General features: G+C 51.8%; 16 protein-coding genes. 6 read left to right on the forward strand and 10 right to left on the reverse strand.

The window, feature by feature from the left end; all coding sequences use genetic code 11:
- Window positions 1-2 precede the first annotated feature (2 nt).
- The 6 genes from NWE93_13085 to NWE93_13110 all read right to left on the reverse strand — a co-directional run bounded on the left by NWE93_13085 (window position 3) and on the right by NWE93_13110 (window position 6,259).
- Window positions 3-1,037: an isocitrate/isopropylmalate dehydrogenase family protein gene (locus NWE93_13085; GenBank protein ID MCW4001161.1), complete on the reverse strand. Its 1,035-nt coding sequence runs from the start codon at window positions 1,035-1,037 to the stop codon at window positions 3-5.
- Entirely contained in the window at window positions 1,034-1,534 is a 501-nt protein-coding gene (locus NWE93_13090; protein ID MCW4001162.1) for a 3-isopropylmalate dehydratase small subunit, read from the reverse strand. Before NWE93_13090 ends, NWE93_13085 begins: the two co-directional genes overlap by 4 nt.
- On the reverse strand, window positions 1,534-2,796 hold the full coding sequence (locus NWE93_13095; protein ID MCW4001163.1) for a 3-isopropylmalate dehydratase large subunit: 1,263 nt from the start codon (window positions 2,794-2,796) through the stop codon (window positions 1,534-1,536). The genes NWE93_13090 and NWE93_13095 overlap by 1 nt, the downstream gene beginning before the upstream one ends.
- A gap of 94 nt (window positions 2,797-2,890) precedes the next feature.
- The gene (gene ilvN / locus NWE93_13100) at window positions 2,891-3,403 is read right to left on the reverse strand and encodes an acetolactate synthase small subunit (protein MCW4001164.1); all 513 of its coding nucleotides are present in this window, start codon (window positions 3,401-3,403) and stop codon (window positions 2,891-2,893) included.
- A gap of 1 nt (window position 3,404) precedes the next feature.
- Window positions 3,405-5,111 (reverse strand): biosynthetic-type acetolactate synthase large subunit, encoded by a 1,707-nt coding sequence (ilvB, locus tag NWE93_13105; protein ID MCW4001165.1) that lies wholly within the window; start codon window positions 5,109-5,111, stop codon window positions 3,405-3,407.
- Window positions 5,112-5,461: 350 nt separating this feature from the next.
- On the reverse strand, window positions 5,462-6,259 hold the full coding sequence (locus NWE93_13110; protein MCW4001166.1) for a hypothetical protein: 798 nt from the start codon (window positions 6,257-6,259) through the stop codon (window positions 5,462-5,464).
- A 257-nt stretch (window positions 6,260-6,516) separates the two neighbouring features.
- Between NWE93_13110 and NWE93_13115 the strand changes: the two genes are divergently transcribed.
- Both NWE93_13115 and NWE93_13120 read left to right on the forward strand, forming a co-directional pair.
- Window positions 6,517-8,913 (forward strand): PQQ-binding-like beta-propeller repeat protein, encoded by a 2,397-nt coding sequence (locus NWE93_13115; GenBank protein MCW4001167.1) that lies wholly within the window; start codon window positions 6,517-6,519, stop codon window positions 8,911-8,913.
- A gap of 77 nt (window positions 8,914-8,990) precedes the next feature.
- Window positions 8,991-10,163, forward strand: a complete 1,173-nt coding sequence (locus NWE93_13120; protein MCW4001168.1) for a right-handed parallel beta-helix repeat-containing protein — start codon at window positions 8,991-8,993, stop codon at window positions 10,161-10,163.
- Window positions 10,164-10,243: 80 nt separating this feature from the next.
- On the opposite strand, the gene NWE93_13125 is transcribed toward NWE93_13120, so the two are convergent.
- The gene (locus NWE93_13125) at window positions 10,244-10,456 is read right to left on the reverse strand and encodes a hypothetical protein (protein ID MCW4001169.1); all 213 of its coding nucleotides are present in this window, start codon (window positions 10,454-10,456) and stop codon (window positions 10,244-10,246) included.
- Between the two features lie 170 nt (window positions 10,457-10,626).
- Between NWE93_13125 and NWE93_13130 the strand changes: the two genes are divergently transcribed.
- From NWE93_13130 to NWE93_13140, 3 genes are read left to right on the forward strand one after another with little or no spacing between them, the layout of a single operon-like run.
- A complete protein-coding gene (locus NWE93_13130; GenBank protein MCW4001170.1) occupies window positions 10,627-11,223 on the forward strand; it encodes an Hsp20/alpha crystallin family protein in 597 nt (198 codons plus the stop codon).
- 37 nt (window positions 11,224-11,260) lie between these two features.
- Entirely contained in the window at window positions 11,261-11,671 is a 411-nt protein-coding gene (locus NWE93_13135) for a hypothetical protein (GenBank protein ID MCW4001171.1), read from the forward strand.
- A 43-nt stretch (window positions 11,672-11,714) separates the two neighbouring features.
- Window positions 11,715-11,846: a hypothetical protein gene (locus NWE93_13140; GenBank protein MCW4001172.1), complete on the forward strand. Its 132-nt coding sequence runs from the start codon at window positions 11,715-11,717 to the stop codon at window positions 11,844-11,846.
- Window positions 11,847-11,854: 8 nt separating this feature from the next.
- Here NWE93_13140 and NWE93_13145 read toward each other — a convergent pair whose 3' ends face one another.
- Window positions 11,855-12,145, reverse strand: coding sequence for a DUF131 domain-containing protein (locus NWE93_13145; GenBank protein MCW4001173.1), 291 nt, complete (start codon window positions 12,143-12,145; stop codon window positions 11,855-11,857).
- Window positions 12,146-12,151: 6 nt separating this feature from the next.
- Entirely contained in the window at window positions 12,152-12,436 is a 285-nt protein-coding gene (locus NWE93_13150) for a DUF131 domain-containing protein (GenBank protein MCW4001174.1), read from the reverse strand.
- Window positions 12,437-12,534: 98 nt separating this feature from the next.
- Between NWE93_13150 and NWE93_13155 the strand changes: the two genes are divergently transcribed.
- Window positions 12,535-13,371, forward strand: coding sequence for an OB-fold nucleic acid binding domain-containing protein (locus NWE93_13155; protein ID MCW4001175.1), 837 nt, complete (start codon window positions 12,535-12,537; stop codon window positions 13,369-13,371).
- A gap of 73 nt (window positions 13,372-13,444) precedes the next feature.
- On the opposite strand, the gene carB is transcribed toward NWE93_13155, so the two are convergent.
- Entirely contained in the window at window positions 13,445-16,723 is a 3,279-nt protein-coding gene (carB, locus tag NWE93_13160; GenBank protein MCW4001176.1) for a carbamoyl-phosphate synthase (glutamine-hydrolyzing) large subunit, read from the reverse strand.

Genomic DNA, 16,723 nt, shown 5'->3' on the forward strand with positions numbered 1-16,723 from the left:
GACTATTTGCCTGCAGGCATAGCTGCGGCTATAGCCTCGGCCATTCCCACGGTCGTGGCTTTTCCGCCTAAGTCTGAAACGCCCTGACGGTTTTCCAGCACATAGACTACGCCCTGTTCTATGGCGGAGGCTGCTTTAATGCATTTTTGGTCCTGGTACTTCTCGCCTAGCCAATCCAGCATCAGCTTTGCCGAAAGCACCATGGAAAGCGGGTTGGCGGTGTGTTTGCCTGCGCGGTTAGGGGCGCTGCCGTGGATGGGTTCGAATAAGCCGAAGTTGTCGCCTACGTTTGCGCCTGGAGCCATGCCTAAGCCGCCGACAAGTTGTGCAGCTTCATCGCTGAGGATGTCGCCGAACATGTTGCATGTGCAGAGCACATCGAAGCTTTCGGGTTCTTTGATGAGGCGCATCGACGCTGCGTCTACGTAAAGTTCGTTAAATGCGATGTCTGGGTAGCCTTTGGCGACTTCGCGGCATACATCACGGAACAGGCCGTCGGTGACACGCATAACATTGGCTTTGTGTATAGCAGTGACTTTCTTTTTGCCGTTGCGTAGCCTTGCAATCTCGAAGGCTTTCTTGGCAATGCGGGTGCTGTTCTGCCGCGTGATAACGCGTAGACACAGGGTGGTATCGTTGCCGATGGTGAATTCTAAGCCCTTATAGACGTCTTCGGTGTTTTCGCGTACAAACATCATGTCGATGTTTGGTCGTGCAGCCTCAACTGCAGGGTAAGTTTTGATTGGACGCAGGTTAGCATAGAGGTCAAAGATGTAGCGGAGCTTAACGATAACGTCTGCGGCGGATTCGCCCACTGGGCCCTTCATGCAGGCGTGGCTGCCCTTGATGGTTTCCACGGTCGCTGCAGGAAGTGCGGCGCCGAGTGTTTCAAGGGCGATGTCGCCTGCTGGGCACTCCAATATTTTGAATTTTAAACCAAACTTTTTCTCAGATGCCTGTAGCACTTTCAGCGTGGCTTCGGATAGTTCAGGACCGATGCCGTCGCCGGGAATTAAGGATATTTTGTATTCGGTCATTTCTTCATTCTCCGTCGTAAATTCTCGATTAATCCGCCGTCCGCCAAGATTTCTAAGATGAAAGGCGGTAGTTTCTCGAACTGGAACTTTTTGCCGTTAGACAGGTTCTCTATCTTTCCAGCTTCAAAGTCCACGGCTAACGAATCGCCAGTCTTAACCGCACCTGATATGCCTTTGCATTCAATTACCGGCAAACCAATGTTGATTGCGTTGCGGAAGAAGATGCGCGCGAAGGATTCTGCGATAACGCATTTTACGCCGCTGTACTTGAGCGCTAGTGGTGCCTGCTCTCTGCTGGAGCCGCAGCCGAAGTTTTTGCCGCCGACTAGGATAACGCCCTCTTTGGCTTTATCCACAAAAGTGGTGTCTAAGCCTTCCAGTGCATGCTTGGCTAGGTCATAGGGGTCAACTAGGATTAGGTATTTGCCGGGCAAGATGACGTCGGTGTCGATGTTGTTGCCGAAGACTACGGCTTTAGCTTGGATTTTGCTTTCCATTATGCTTTAACCTCCAGGGGACTGGTGATTTTGCCGGTTAACGCGGATGCTGCGACCGTGGCAGGTGAGGCTAAGTAGACGTTGGCTTGGGTGCTGCCCATGCGCCCGATGAAGTTACGATTCGATGTGGCCAGGCATGTTTCTCCCGCTGCTAATAAGCCGATGTGGCCGCCTAGACAGGGACCGCATGCGCTGCCGCAGACGATGGCGCCTGCTTCAGTGAAGATTTGTAGCAATCCCTCATCGTTTGCCTGTTTCCAGACTTCCTGCGATGCGGGGATAACTAGGGCGCGGACGCCTTCTTTGACTTTTTTGCCCTTCATAACCTGCGCCGCTAACTGCAGGTCCTCCAGTCTACCGTTGGTGCAGCTTCCGATGAAAGCCTGATCAATCGGCACGTCCCCAACTTCAGAGACGGGTTTAACGTTGTCAACTGAACTCGGACAGGCAATCTGAGGCTCCAGTTTAGCTACGTCGAATTCAACGGTGCGCTCATAACTGGCGTCTTTGTCGCTTTGCAGTGCTTTGAAGTCAGGTAACTCTTTAACTCTGCCTGATAGGAACTCGGCTGTTGCTTGGTCGGGGGCGATTATGCCGTTTTTGGCACCCATCTCCACCGCCATGTTGCACAGCGTCATTCTGCCCGCTATGCTCATCGCTTTGATAGTTGCCCCCGTGAACTCGGCGGCTCTGTATATGGCGCCGTCAACGCTCAATGTGCCAATGATGTTTAATATCAGGTCTTTGGGGGAAACGAAGCGTTGGAATTTGCCCTTCACATCTACCTTGATGGTTGAGGGCACCTTGAACCAGATTTTGCCCGTCGCCATAACCGCCGCTGCCTCTGTGCTGCCGATGCCGGTGGCGAATGCGCCAAAGGCGCCATAGGTGCAGGTGTGGCTGTCTGCGCCCACGATAACGTTGCCAGGTAGAACATGTCCGTTCTCAGGCATTACTTGGTGGCAGATGCCGCCTCGGCCGACCTCGTAGAAACGGAGGTTCTGGGTTTTGGCGAAGCCGCGCATGGTTTTGTGGAGCTCCGCTGCTTTCACGGATTCCGCGGGGACCTGATGGTCCAAGATTACAACTACTTTTTTGTTATCCCAAACTTTTGGGGTTCCTATTTTTTTGAATGCCTCCACCGCTAAGGGGCCAGTTAAGTCATGCACCATAACCATGTCGACGTTGCAGTCGACTATTTCGCCTGGATGCACTTCTTTTTTGGCTGCGGCTTTAGCTAAGATTTTTTCTGTAATGTTCATCTTTCTCTAGTCCTTGAATTATTCTAATCAGAGATGAGATAAGGGCAATTTCTAAAGAACAGACAATTAAGTATTTCCGCCATGGAAAGGCTGTTTATTCGTCGATTCTTATCGATTTTGCGCCTCGTGCCAACGCTGTTATGCCAGTGCGGGCAAGCTCAATGATGCCGAAGGTCTTCATGAGGTTAAGGAACGCGTCGATTTTGTCGGGTGTGCCAGTGATTTCCACGGTTAAGCTGTCGAAGGAGACATCGATGATTCTGCCCCGGAAGACATCCACGAAGTTTATGGTGTCACTGCGTTCTTTAGCATCCTTAACTGCAACCTTAACCAAGGCAAGCTCACGCATGACAAAGTTACCCTGCTCAAGTTCGCCGACTTTCAGCACGTCGATTTGCTTGGCTACCTGCTTTATGACTTGGTCAACGGTTTTTTCGTCCTCGTTAACAGTGATGGTCATACGGGCAATGTCTGCTTGCTCGGTGGGTCCAACGGTTATGGATTCGATGTTGAAGTTTCGGCGCCTAAACAGGTTCGCAATCATGTGTAGGACACCGGGTTTGTTTTCGACTAGCACAGATATGACTTTGGTTTTTCCAGCTTCCATCTTAGTAGTCTCCTCTCTGCTGTGGTAGACCGCAGCCCGGCGGCACAAATGGCACGACGTCGGTTTCTGAGCCGATGGGCACATCGATCACCGTCGTAACATTACTAGCGAGTGCTGTCTTAACTGCTTTTTGGAACTCCTCGATGCTGCCCACGCGGAATCCCTCTGCACCGTAGGCTTGTGCCAGCTTAACCATATCGGGGGACTTGCCTAATTTGACGGCGTTGTAGCGGCGCTCATAAAGGGTTCTCTGCCACTGCGCCACCATACCTAACACACCGTTGTTTAGCACGATAACCACCACGGGGAGGTTCTCTGTAACACTGCATGCCAGCTCCTGCTCGGACATGATGAAGCTGCCGTCGCCTGCAATGTCCACGACGGGCTGGCTGGGACACGCGGCTTTGGCGCCTATGGCTGCGGGGAAACCAAAGCCCATGGTTCCAAGTCCGCCGCTGCTGATGAAGGTGCGGGGTTTAAGGGCATTAAAGTACAGTGCAGACCACATCTGGTTCTGCCCCACTTCAGTGGTGACGATTCCGTTTTCCGGCAGAAGCTCACGTAACGCAAACAGCAGATGCTTGGGAACAACGTCGAGGGGGCGATCCTTCAGCAGGGGGCTCAGTTGCTCCTTGGTCTCTTTAACCCGCTTTGTCCAGGCAGTGCCTTCGCCTTTTTTGAGCTTCTCTTGAGTGGCTTGCAGCAGCGCCCGCATGGCTTTCTTGGCGTCCGCCACTATGGGCACATCTATCTCGATGTTCTTGTTGATTTCTGCATTATCGATTTCTATATGTATCTTTTTGGCGTCGGGTGCGAAGGTGTCAAGATTAGCGGTTGCGCGGTCGCTGAAGCGTGTGCCCACTGCCAGCAGCACATCTGCCTCGCCGATTAGCCTGTTGGCTGCGGGGTTACCATGCATGCCTATGCTGCCCAGCGACAGCGGATGCCCCTCGGGGAACGCTCCTTTACCCATAAACGTAGTTGCCACCGGCGCCATCAGCAAATCAGACATCGCCACGATTTCGTCAGATGCCCCTGAAGAGATAACGCCTCCTCCTGCCAGTATGATGGGACGCTCTGCTTTAGCCAGCAAATCTGAGGCTTCGCTGATCTTTTGCGGTTTGGGTTCGGTGACTAGTTTGTAGCCTCGTAGGCTGATTTTGTTGGTGGGTTCAACCTCTGCTATGCCTGCCTGAATGTTCTTAGGCAAATCAATTAGAACAGGCCCAGGACGCCCTGTGGAGGCCAAGTAGAAGGCGTTGTTAACCATCTGGGGGATTTCGTCTATTCGGCGGGGCTGGTAGCTGTATTTGGTGACTGCGGTGGCTATGCCGATGATGTCGGCTTCCTGGAAGGCGTCTTTGCCAATCATGTAGCTGGTGTTGACGCCGCTGGATGGCACCTGCCCCGTTAACGCAACAACCGGCGAAGAGTCCATGTAGGCGTTAGCGATGCCTGTGACTAGGTTGGTGGCTCCGGGGCCGCTGGTTGCCATGCAGACACCGACGCGTCCACTTGCCTTAGCGTAGCCTTCAGCTTCATGCGCCGCGCATTGTTCATGGCGTGCGAGGACGTGGCGGATTTTGGGGTGGCTGCAGAGTTCGTCGTATACTGGAAGGATAGCTCCGCCTAAGATGCCGAAGATTATGTCCACTTTTTGTCTTTCAAGGGATTCTAGTAGTGCCTGGGCACCGTTCATTTTAGTCATGTCTACTCATGGTCTCCTGTTCTGTTTTATGGGATAGACTCTTGTCTGAAAAAGAAAAATGCGCTGAAAACTGTGCGGCTGATTCAGAGGGCAAGCTAGGCATATTAGAATATCTGTACCCGACGATCCCAGCTATTGAGGTGACGATCCCTCATATTCAATCCTCACGTATCCCAAACGTAAGCCATGTTTACATAAAAAGATTGTGGTGTATGTTCCACTTGGGTTGCAGTGCACAGCGGAAAACTTGCCATCAAGTTAATACCTGCCGCAACCAGGGAGCCAACAGGTAACCGAATCGGCTGGCTTTGGAGGCTTTCTGCGGCAAGACACAGCTGAGCGGCTACGTGTTACTCCTGATGGATTTCCTTAGCGGTGGCCCATTTGGTTTCTACGTAATGAGTAAGCAAATGCAGAAGCGCATAGTTAGTGGTCCAGAGAGCAGGGGATTCTGCAGCGTCATAGGAGGGCATAGTTGCAATACATGCCGCTTCATTATCGTACACCCCGAATCTTACGTTGGATAGGTCAGGGCTGAAACGCAGTTTAAAATTGGGATAACCCAACAGCTCAACTGTGCTGGCGGCAAGTTTGGTTTCATTTTGCTCTTGGGAAAGACAGCGCACCTCAACGCCTCGATCCAAAGCATGCTTAACCGCTTCCTGTAACGTAAAAAGCCACTGGGTCAACTCACGCCAAGGAGCAACGAAAACCAGATCACTCTTGGTCTGCTGAACCGTTTCCTTTATTCTTTGAATACACGTTTCCTTCCGTGGAATCATAACGAACTGATGCATTGTATCCCAATGCGCCCCTTCATCAGTTCGATAAGGCAACAGGAACGTTTTAGCTTCATTAACCAGAGCTTCTGTTTTTGTTTTTCTTCTCTGCGCTAAGATAGCGACCACTTGCATTATGGGGACTGCCCTATACAGAACTGGTTTTCCAATTACAACTTCTACTAAACTGAGCTGTTGGAGCTCGGTTAATGTATGATAGATGTCTTGTCGAGTGATGTTTGCGGAGGCGCTTATCATTTTGGCGTCAGATGCAGTAGGTAGCCTGCAGAGTGCGATGTATGTTCTTGCTTGTACACTTGTGAGTCCTAATTCTTGGAGAATTTTTGTGCCATGGCTAAGTTGTGACAATTCGCAGTCTTCTTATTGTGTTGTAGTGACTTTTCATATATAACTGGCTCACTTCCTGTGAATACAAGAACATGTAAACAAATAGCTATCGCTAAGAGGATATATTAAATAGCTTTAACAGATTAAAATCTAAATTTGAATTTTTTTGTTCAATGTTGTAAGTGGGGGAGCCTTCTTGATACATTTTATTAAAAAATTCCCTCGATTTAATCAGAATAAAGTAAGCTCAGCTTACTCAAGAAACAGGAGAAAACAAAATGGAAAAAAACAAATTAAAAAAGGCAACAGCCATAAGCATTACATTGCTATTTCTGGCATCAAGTTTACTAATAGTAGGCACAACAGCGCAGACAGAAAGAAAATTCACGCCCTACCTCAGCTTTAGACCCAACCCCGTCGGAGTAGATCAAACGGTACTGGTGAACTTTTGGACATCCCCCTCATACAACGTCCAGCTCCATGACTATACCATTACAATCACAGACCCCAACGGCAAAAAAGAAGTCATAAAAATGGATCCAGTCAAGACAGATGCAACCGCATGGTTTGAGTTCGTACCTGAAATCGTCGGCAACTACACGCTCCAATTCACTCACCCCAAGGAAACAATCGAAAACTTCACCTATCCCGAGGTAGCCACCAAAGAGCAGCTGCTCGTAGTTCAAGAAGAACCCGTCGCAAATTGGCCTTCGACTCCACTTCCAACTGATTATTGGACTAGACCAATATCGTTTTTGAATCGAGAATGGTGGCCTATAACAGGTGACTGGCCATGGTATGGGTCTGGAACAGTGGATCCTTTATGGTACCAGTACAACCCTGACACGAACCCGACTTGGAACGCAATTTACCGTTTCACACCATGGGTTCAAGGACCAGAAAGCGCCCACATTGCATGGAAACGGCAGCTTACCTTAGGCGGGTTAATGGGCGGAGACTACGCTATCGGCGTGGAAAACCTCGACATCTATTCCCAGAGCACTTCATGGGCTAGACCCGACATTATCTATGACGGACGAGCATACCAAACCTACACTAAAGCCGGCGCAGGGCCAGCAGCAGCCTCTTACTGGGGATGCTATGACACCCGCACAGGCGCATTAATCTGGGAACGGGCACTGGCAACCGGCGAAACCTCACCGCTATACATTGAGTACCAAGCAAAAATCAAGCCCTCAGGCGGCGGCGACGCGGAATCAGCAGGCGCACTGCTCTTAGCCATCAGCGGCGGATACATGAGAAAATATGATCCCTTCACTGGAGCCATGTCAGTTAACCGTACACTCCCCGGTAACCTAACAGGAACAGGCGGCACCTACTACATGAATGCTCACTGCCTCTACGTACAAAACCTAGGCAACTCGATACCCGCAGACCAACGATACCGCTTAATTAACTGGACAACAAGCGGCAACGGTGCAATCGTAAGCAACACTAGCTATGCACGAAGCGCTCTGCCAACCTACATCGACTGGAACGTAGGTAAAGGCGCAGTAGTAACAACCGGCAACGTAGAAGGCGTTAACCTGCTAACAGGCGCGTCTCTTTGGAATGCAACCTTCACCGAAACTCAATGGCAAACAGTACACATCGCTGACCACGGAAAAATTGCTGTTCTAATGTACGGCGGATACTGGAAAGCATGGAACCTAAACAGCGGACAGCTAGAATGGACAAGCGAAAAAATGGATTATCCTTGGGATGAACCTCCGTTTGGCGCTTACGCGACAATGTCTGCTTACGGTCTACTTCTGCGTCCCGGCTACTCGAAGATTTACGCATTCAACTGGTCTACAGGCGCGATACAGTGGACATACACGGCACCGGCGAAGTACCCATACGATTCACCCTACGTTAACTCGGAAGGCGAAAGCGTATATCCCTGGAACGTTGAAGGCTGGATCGCTGACGGAAAACTATACATGTACAACACCGAGCACTCAGCCACTGTACCCATCACCCGAGGCTGGGGACTCCACTGCATAAACATGACAACAGGCGAAGGCATATGGAACGTAACAATATCTGGCGCAGCATCCAAACACAGTTCAGACCTGCGTGTTGTCGCTGAAGGATACCTATTCCACTTTAGCGGCGACGGCTACATGTACGTCTTCGGCAAGGGCCTAAGTGAAACAACAGTTGCTGCGCCCGCGTCGGCGGTAAAGGTAGGCGAAGCTTTCACCATAACCGGCACAGTCTTGGATATGTCACCGGCACAGGAAGGAACCCCCGCTATATCTGACGAATACATGGGTTCGTGGATGGAGTACATACACCTGCAGCAGGCAAAACCGGCAGATGCAACAGGCGTAACTGTAACCTTAACAGCCATCGACCCCAACAACAACTACATCAACCTCGGAGAAGCCACAACCAACACCGATGGAACCTACGGCTTTTCGTGGGCTCCCGAAGTCCCCGGATTATACCGCATCACCGCAACCTTCGCAGGCACCGACAGCTATGGCAGTTCAAGTGCAACAACCTACATGTCCGCAGTTTATCCCCCCGACAACAGCACACCGGTACCAACACCTGAACCTCCATCAATGGCTGACCTGTATTTCGTACCTGCTATCGCTGGCATGATGGCGATGATTCTGATAATCGGCGCCGTACTTGCCATCTTAGTGCTGAAGAAGCGTCCATAGAGAAGCAATTTCTCTTTCCCTTTTTTGGATAATTTAATTAACGAAACATAAATCAACACATCATATTGTGTCTGCGCATGCAAAAGAAACAAAGAATGTTCATGTTCACGTTGGTTTCGCTGATGCTGCTGACGACGGCGACGTTGTTTAGCGGGCTCCAGTCAGCGGCGGGCAGCACAACAATATACATACTGACAGATGGAACAGTAACCCCTCCGGATGAATCGATACAGCGAAGCGGCAACGTCTACGTTCTTGTGGGCAACGTATCTGCCGAGATAGTGGTGGAGAAAAACAACATAATCCTAGATGGGAACGGCTATTTCTTGGGGGGCTCAGGGGATGGAACCGGAGTTTGTTTGTGTGGAAGAGAAAACGTGACGGTGAAGAACCTGCAGATATGTGATTTTGCCTTCGGCATCTTTCTGGGGGGTTTAGGCTGCTACTCCAGCTACAACAGCATAGTCAACAACAACATCACCCGATGCACCAGCGACGGCTTATACTTTGACTACTACTCAAACTATAACAACGTAACAGGCAACGTTGTGGCAGAAAACAACAATGGCATTTACCTTTACTGCTCAAGCAGCAACAGCATCTTGCGAAACAACGTCATCGCAAACAACTATGAGGGCATCTCGCTTAGCTACTCCTCAAACGGCAACAGCATAACGGAAAACAACGTTGCAGGCAGCTGGTTTGGGGTCTCTTTGGAGCATGTAGCCGACAACAGATTCTACCTGAATAACTTTGTTGAAAACACCTATCAAACACACATATCCGCATGTCAGGGGAATGCATGGGACAACGGGTTCCGCGGCAACTACTGGAGCGGCTATAGCGGCTCAGACGCAAACAGCGACGGCGTAGGCGACCAACCCTACATCATCGACGCAGCCAACACCGACCGTTATCCGTTAACAAGCAAAACAAGCAGTTACCCAGCGTATCTACCCCAATCAACCCCAAATCAGCCGCAGCAAAGCCCCGCCGCCACAGCCACCGCGGCTCCGCCTGACCCAACCGAGCAAACCAGCAAAGCAACCCAAGAACCCGGCAAACCCACGCCAAAACAAAGCCCAAGCAGCACCCCACCGGTCAGCGCCGAACCTACAGAAGCCTCACCGCAGGAATCGACCATAAACGAGATTTTGCCTTGGCTACTATGTTCAGTTGCTTTAGGAGTCAGCGGATTGCTTGTTTGGGGCGCTTGGAACCTATCCACTAAACATCGGGTTCACAGATAAAGCCGCAGGACATTTCGAAAAGTATTTTTGAAAAGAAAAAATAGAGGGAAATTGGTTTTCCCGATTGTTTAGGTGACGTTTCAGCGTTTTCTGACTGCCATCAGGATGACTGCGCCCACGATCGCGATTGCCGCGATTATGGCTGCGGTTGCACCCAAGATGTAGGTGTCAGTGTTTGAGGCTGGAGCTTCTGGTGCCGGTGTCGGGGTAGCTGGGGCGGGGTCGACTGCAAAGGAAGACCATATTTTAGAAATATAGAAGCAATTTTGCGCAATACACTTATAATTCGCCATTTCCAAGGCAAGGTAGATTCATATAAAGAAAAGAGTAATCATGTTTTACAAAGAATGATACTGCCCCAATGGCTAAGTGGCAGATAGAAACAAATTTTTTCAGCAATCCAAGTTAACTATGCCAAGATATTTATGGGAGTGAAAAACTCACAGTTAAGAGGTGAATAACTGTGTCTTCAGAAGGCGAAGATTTCCCAGATTGGTTCAAGAAGCGCCGCAGCCCATCCAAAGACCCCTTCTTCGGCGACATCGACGACATGTTCCGCGAGATGGAGAAAATGATGGATGAGGAGCTTAAAAGCTTCACAGAAAAAGTGCCCAAGGAATACGTTAAGGAACGCCAGTTACCCGACGGCAGCACCGTTAAGGAACTGGGCCCATTCGTTTACGGGTACAGCATGAAAATCGGACCCGACGGCAAACCCGAAATCCAAGAGTTCGGCAACATCAAAAAAGGCCTCAAAGGTCCCCCGCAGGTTAAGGAGGAACGGGAGCCGCTGGTGGACACCATGGAAACCGCAGCTGAGGTACGGGTGGTGGCTGAGTTGCCGGGCGTGGAGAAAACCGACATCAAGCTGCATGGAACCGAGGATTCGCTGGATATCTCGGTGGATACGCCGCAGTACAAGTACTATAAGGAAGTAGCATTGCCCGTTAAGGTTAAAGTCAAAGAGGCCCGCTCCACCTACAAGAACGGGGTGCTTGAAGTGGTTTTGCCTAAAGCTGAGGGCTCTAAACCCAAAGGCGAACCCATAGATGTAGGCTAAAAACCTAAATGTCTTAGCATTTCATAGTAGCATGTGTATGAGCGATAATTCCGAAGTTGAAACCCTAAACCAGGTATGCAGGGAAGCCAAGGCAGCGGGGAAACTGTCAGGCGACAACCTCACCCGGCTCTATGAACTGTTTGGGCCCCGCTTCACCAAGGCACTTGACGCCGTTAAGGAGGGCAGAGTGAAAAAATACGTGTTTAAGCCCTCGGGGCGGGTGGTCTGGATTGTGGTGGGCAGAGAACGTGATTACCTCATCATGCCGGATGCGGAGTTCTGTCCCTGCGATGACTTCTATTTCCGGGTGCTTGACAAGAAAGTGCACATGTGCTACCATCTGTTGACGCAGAAGATTGCTCAGAATCTGGGGTGGTTTGAGCTTTTTGAGGAAAACGACGAATGCTATGACATGTTGATGAAGGAGTGGAAAAAAGCTACTCCTTAAATATGAAGAGTTACAAGAATAGGGGTAATACAGAGGAACCTCGATGGATATAGGTGCATACTTCGTAACCCTCCAGTACATCCTAATGGGCTCAACCTTCATCGCTTTAGCCTTGATTTTCCTGTACGCTTACTACGGCAGAGGCGAAGAGGAAAAAGAAGCCGAAGAAGAGTAAGCATCCCTTTAACTTGTAGTTCTACGTGGGCGTCGGCTGAACACGTAAAACAGCACTAAACTAATTATGGTAAGGGTCACGCTGAGGCCAATTAGCCATGCCGCGTCGGGTCCTGAACCGAAAACGATGGGGATGGGCCCAATCATGACTACGCCGCCGAAGCTGCCCAAGCCTCCCATGGCAATCGACGTCACCACAATCACGGCGACGCCGACGAAAACAAGGCTTAGCCCCAGAAACAGCAAGGTCACCAGCCGACTGGAAACCTCAATGCCCTCATCAGTCTCCTCTTCACTCATATTCCGTTACCTCCCAAGCCAATAAAACAGCAAAAAAACAATCAAAACCACGACCGTAAGCGCCAACGCCAAAGCCACCACTTCCTTAACGGAGTTTTTGTCTGTCCCGAAAATTATGGGTATGGGCCCAATCATCACGACGCCTCCGCCCCGCACGCGACTTTTACCCTCTTTGCCGCCGCCCATCGATGCCTTCGCGAGGGCCACGACGATAACTATGATGCCTGCGACTACAAGTGCGATGCCCAGCATATAGAAAATCGAGAGGTCCACCATCCCCGATGCGCCCATTCAATGATTGAACCTGCCCGTTTAATAAATCTAGCCAAAAACGGTTAGCTGGCGCAAAAATTAAAAGCGCCAAGCTGCTTTAGCTGTGTCGGCGCACCATGACCACCCAAGACCTCATCGCGGAGATAGCAGCCAAAAACCCCCAGCTTACCCCATCAGTAATCCTTGAGAGATTGGAGGCTGAACGCAGAAGATGCGATGGACTATTGGGGGACGAGACGCTTCTACGGTTGATTGCGGCTAAAAGCGAGGTGACGGTGCAGCAGAACCATTTCCAGAACAGCAACGTGCTTTCCTCTGAGCGTCTCTTCAGCGGCCTCTACGATGTAACGGTTGCGGGGCGGCTGATAGCGGTTTTTCCGGCGAAGACCTTTCAGGGACAGGAGAAATCAGGCAAATTCGCAACTTTGATGTTGGCGGATGAGGCGGGGCTGCTGCGGGTGGTTCTATGGAACGAGCAGGCGGAGCTTGTGGAACGCGGCGAGTTAAAGTCGGGGCAGGCGCTTCGGCTGCTGCATGGCTACACCCGCCAGGACCGCTACGGCAAAGTCGAATTGCACATGGGCGTCAAAAGCCAAATAGAAATCCAGCCCCATGACAGCAGCGCCCCCAGCATCGAGAGGTTCACCGCGAAAATCGGCGACCTCACTGCAGGCTCGGGCAGCGTGCATCTGCTGGGTGCGGTGAAGGCGGTTTATAGCAAGTCAAGTTTTCCCAGAGGCAGCGACGGCGATGGGGTGGTGCTGCGGTTGGCGCTGCGGGATGAGTCAGGCGAGGCGGTGGTGGTTGTGTGGAATGAGAAGGTGGAGGAAATCGAGCGTGTCCTCCGTGATAGCCCGCGGCTGCTTTTGGTTAACGCCCGAGTTAAAGAAGCCAAGAACGGGGCTTTTGAGGTGCATGTGGACTCCGGCACAGCCATCCAAGCCCAAAGCTAAAGAAAAGCCCGTTAAGATTAGTTTCTATCAAAGAAGGGAAAAAAGGTGCCCTTTACTGCCTTGGGGGCTTAAGTCACCATTGCTTCCAGGGGATATCATCCATGTACTCGTTGAGGCTGCGGATGCTGTTGCCGTTCTTATCCTTGTTCTTGAGCACATCCACCAGCGCCTCTGCCAACTGAAGGTTAGTGATGACGGGCACGTTGAATTCTACGGCTTGGCGGCGGATGATGTAGCCGTCGGTGATGATGTCAGTCATGTTGCTGCGGCGGTTCGCCATGGGCACGTTGATGACGAGGTCGATTTTGCGTTCCTGCAGGTAATCAAGGATGTTGGGGGTTACGTCGGGGTCTTTGACTTTATGCAGCACCACCGTGGACACGCCGTTGTCGATGAGGACTTTGGCTGTGTTGGAGGTCGAGTAGATTCTAAAGCCCAGCTCGGCAAGCGCCAACGCAATGGGCACCACGCGGGTTTTGCGTTCCACATCGCCGCCGACGCTGATAAGCACCGAGCCGCCTTTGGGGGGAATACTGAACTCGGCTGCCTGCAGCGCCTTGAAGAATGCGTCGCTGAAGTTCTCGCCCAAACATGCCACCTCGCCGGTGCTAAGCATCTCAACGCCCAAAACGGGGTCGGCGCCGCTGAGCCGCATGAAGCTAAACTGGGGCACCTTGACGCCCACATGAGGCGCCACCTGCATGGGAGAAAGCAGTTTGGATTGGTCGATTTTTTTGCCCAGCATCGCCAGCGTAGCGAGGTCTATCATGTTTATGCCGCGGGTCTTGCTGACAAAGGGCATACTGCGTGAGGCCCGAAGGTTGCATTCGATGACGTTGACGACGTCGTCTTTGACTAGGTACTGGATGTTGTAGGGCCCGTGGATTTTGAGGGCTTTAACGATTTTCTGGGTTGCCTCTTCGATGTCTTTCTGCACCTCGGGCTTTAGCGCCTGAGGCGGAATAGTCATGGTTGCGTCGCCGCTGTGTACGCCCGCGTTTTCAACGTGCTCCATGATGGCGCCGATGAGGACGTTGTCGCCGTCGGAGACGCCGTCGACTTCGACTTCTTTGGCGCGCGTGATGAATTTGCTGATTACCACGGGGTGGTCGCGGGAGACTTTGGCGGCTAAGTTAAGGAAGTTCTCTAGGGCAACCTCGTTGAAGGCAACCCGCATAGCGGAGCCCGACAGCACATAGCTGGGACGCACCAGCACGGGGTAGCCGATTTTGGTGGCGAACCGCTTGGCTTCCTCGATGGATTGCAGTTTGCTCCAGCTGGGCTGATGGATCCCAAGCTGATCGAGCAATGCGCTAAATTTACTTCGGTCCTCGGCGAGGTCCACGTCCTGCGCTGAAGTGCCCAGTATGTTGGCGCCTGCATCGCAGAGGGGCATGGAGAGGTTGTTGGGGATTTGTCCGCCGACGCTGGTTATAACGCCCAGCGGTTTTTCTTTATCGTAGATGTCAAGGATGCGTTCTGTGGTGAGTTCTTCGAAGTAGAGTTTGTCGGAGACATCGTAGTCTGTGCTGACGGTTTCGGGGTTGTAGTTAACCATGATGGCTTCTTGGATGCCGTTCTTTTTCAGCGCCCAAATCGTGTTGACGCCGCACCAGTCAAACTCTACGCTGCTGCCGATGCGGAAGACGCCGGCGCCTAAAACGATGACTTTGCTTTGGGTGCCGCTGAATTCTATGTCGTCTTGGTCTCCGCCGTAGGTGAGGTAGAGATAGTTGGTTTTAGCTGGCCACTCCGCCGCTAAAGTGTCAATCTGCTTAACCGCGGGGATGATGCCGGCTTTTTTGCGGTAGCTCCGGATAGCGGCCTCGGTGGTTTTCTGGCACACCGCAATTTGCTCATCGCTAAAGCCCAGTCGCTTGGCTTCACGGATAACTTCGGCTGCGTTGGCTTCGGCAAGGTTGAGGCTGCGAAGCTGGGTTTCCATGTTAAGGATGTTTTGTATTTTGTATAGGAAGAAGGGGTCAACGCCGCTTATGCGGTAAATCTCCATGACGGAGATGCCGAGTTTGAGGGCTTTGCCGATTTTGTAGAGACGCTCATCGGTTGGATGAGCCATTTCGTCGCGGAGGCGCTCTTCGGATTCGGGTTCGTTATCTTCGGGGTTGCAGACTAAACCGATTTTGCCCGTGTCGAGCATGCGTACGGCTTTCTGCAGTGCCTCCTCGAAGCATCTGCCAATCGCCATAACTTCGCCGACGCTGCGCATCTGTGGACCAACATGGCGGTCGGCGTTCTTGAATTTCTGCAGGTCCCAGCGGGGGATTTTTACGGTGATGTAGTCGAGTGCGGGCTCGAAGCATGCGGTGGTGACTTCGGTGACTTTGTTGATGAGTTCCGGCAGCGTATAGCCCAATGTAAGTTTGGTGGCGATGTAGGCAAGGGGGTAGCCTGTGACTTTGCTGGCAAGTGCGCTGCTGCGGCTCATGCGGCTGTTGACTTCGATGACGCGGCATTCCTCTGATTTGGGGTGCAGCGCCCACTGGATGTTGCATTCGCCGACTATTCCGAGGCAACGGATGGCGTTTATCGATATGCTGCGGATTTGGTGGTACTCGCGGTTAGTCATGGTCTGCGAGGGCGCGACCACAATTGAGTCGCCTGTGTGGATGCCCATGGGGTCAAAGTTTTCCATGTTGCAGACGGTGAGGCAGTTATCGGCGTAGTCACGCATAACCTCGTATTCGACTTCTTTCCAGTGTCCCACGTATTCCTCGACGAGAACTTGGCTGATGCGGCTCTGCGCGATGCCGATGGTGACGATTTCCTTGAGTTCCTTATCGTTATGTGCTACGCCTGCGCCTTTGCCGCCTAAAGTGTAGGCAACGCGGACCATAACGGGGAAACCGATTTCATCCGCGATTTCCTGTGCCTGTTTGACGCTGGTTGCGGCGCGGCTTTTAAGGTAGGGGACGCCTGCTTTCTGCATGGCTTGGCGGAAACGTTCACGGTCGCCTGTGTCCTCGATGGCCTGCACGGGGGTACCCAGAACTTTAACGTTGTATTTCTGCAGGATACCGCTTTTCTCCAGTTCCAAGCCGCAGTTAAGCGCGGTTTGGCCGCCGAAGCCCAGAAGGATACCGTCGGGGCGTTCTTTAGCGATAACTTTCTCCACGTACTCGGGCGTAACAGGCAACAGGTACACTTTGCCTGAGAGCCTCGGGTCAGTTTGGATGGTGGCTATGTTGGGGTTAATCAGGACGGTTTCGATGCCTTCCTCACGCAGCGCTTTTAGGCATTGGCTGCCGCTGTAATCGAATTCTGCGGCTTCGCCGATTTTGATGGCGCCGCTGCCCAGCACCATGACTTTTTTGATCCAGTCAAACTTGGGCAT

It is taken from the genome of Candidatus Bathyarchaeota archaeon (assembly GCA_026014735.1).
Classification (GTDB): domain Archaea; phylum Thermoproteota; class Bathyarchaeia; order Bathyarchaeales; family Bathycorpusculaceae; genus Bathycorpusculum.

Bases quoted from the DNA above. Each gene is read 5' to 3' on its own strand.
- NWE93_13155 (MCW4001175.1), top strand. From the start codon at position 12,535: ATGACCACCCAAGACCTCATCGCGGAGATAGCAGCCAAAAACCCCCAG.
- NWE93_13135 (MCW4001171.1), top strand. From the start codon at position 11,261: ATGAGCGATAATTCCGAAGTTGAAACCCTAAACCAGGTATGCAGGGAA.
- NWE93_13145 (MCW4001173.1), bottom strand. From the start codon at position 12,145: ATGAGTGAAGAGGAGACTGATGAGGGCATTGAGGTTTCCAGTCGGCTG.
- NWE93_13125 (MCW4001169.1), bottom strand. From the start codon at position 10,456: ATGGCGAATTATAAGTGTATTGCGCAAAATTGCTTCTATATTTCTAAA.
- NWE93_13085 (MCW4001161.1), bottom strand. From the start codon at position 1,037: ATGACCGAATACAAAATATCCTTAATTCCCGGCGACGGCATCGGTCCT.
- carB (MCW4001176.1), bottom strand. From the start codon at position 16,723: ATGCCCAAGTTTGACTGGATCAAAAAAGTCATGGTGCTGGGCAGCGGC.
- ilvN (MCW4001164.1), bottom strand. From the start codon at position 3,403: ATGGAAGCTGGAAAAACCAAAGTCATATCTGTGCTAGTCGAAAACAAA.
- NWE93_13115 (MCW4001167.1), top strand. From the start codon at position 6,517: ATGGAAAAAAACAAATTAAAAAAGGCAACAGCCATAAGCATTACATTG.
- NWE93_13120 (MCW4001168.1), top strand. From the start codon at position 8,991: ATGCAAAAGAAACAAAGAATGTTCATGTTCACGTTGGTTTCGCTGATG.
- NWE93_13095 (MCW4001163.1), bottom strand. From the start codon at position 2,796: ATGAACATTACAGAAAAAATCTTAGCTAAAGCCGCAGCCAAAAAAGAA.
- NWE93_13090 (MCW4001162.1), bottom strand. From the start codon at position 1,534: ATGGAAAGCAAAATCCAAGCTAAAGCCGTAGTCTTCGGCAACAACATC.
- NWE93_13150 (MCW4001174.1), bottom strand. From the start codon at position 12,436: ATGGGCGCATCGGGGATGGTGGACCTCTCGATTTTCTATATGCTGGGC.
- ilvB (MCW4001165.1), bottom strand. From the start codon at position 5,111: ATGACTAAAATGAACGGTGCCCAGGCACTACTAGAATCCCTTGAAAGA.
- NWE93_13140 (MCW4001172.1), top strand. From the start codon at position 11,715: ATGGATATAGGTGCATACTTCGTAACCCTCCAGTACATCCTAATGGGC.